The following is a 597-nucleotide window of genomic DNA, read 5'->3' on the forward strand; positions in this document are numbered from 1 at the left end:
TCCCCTCGCCGAGCTCGCCGAGGGGTGAGCCCGTCGCGGGCGCAGAGGGCGTCGCGGGGGTCGACCCGGGCCGGGATCGCGGCGATGACCAGCCCCGGCTCGGGGGCCGTCGGCAGGTCCTTGAGCGAGTGGACGGCCAGGTCGATCTCGCCGTCGTGGAGGGCCTGGCGCAGGGCACTGGCGAAGACGCCGGTGCCGCCCATGCTCGCGAGCGAGGCGCGGTTGGTGTCGCCCTCGGTGACGATCTCGACGAGCTCGACGTCGTGGCCGGCGGCCCGCAGGGCGTCAGCGACGTGGCCGGACTGGGTCGTGGCCAGGGCAGAGCGGCGGGTGCCGAGGCGAAGGGAGGTCACAGCGCACCTCCGTCGGAGTGCAGGTCGAAGAGCTGGCGCAGGGCGTCCTGGTACTCGCCGAGGCGGCCGTCGACGGCCAGCTCCTTGGCGCGCACCGTCGGCTGGTGGAGCAGCTTGTCGACGATGCGGTGCACGGCGCGGTCGACCTCTGCCCGGTGCTCGGGGGTCATGTCGGGGGCCCGCTGGTCGAGCCGGGCGAGCTCGCGCTCGACGACCTGGCTGGGCCGCGGCCCGCAGGGCGCGC

The 597-nt window shown here is 75.7% G+C and carries 2 pseudogenes; both read right to left on the reverse strand.

The window, feature by feature from the left end:
* Positions 1-353: pseudogene (locus tag AC2W7J_RS18660) on the reverse strand (hydroxymethylbilane synthase); the annotation flags it as partial.
* Positions 350-597 (reverse strand): annotated as a pseudogene (locus tag AC2W7J_RS18665) (glutamyl-tRNA reductase); the annotation flags it as partial. The pseudogenes AC2W7J_RS18665 and AC2W7J_RS18660, both read right to left, overlap by 4 nt.

Source organism: Janibacter sp. CFPM2_SD2 (assembly GCF_057364645.1).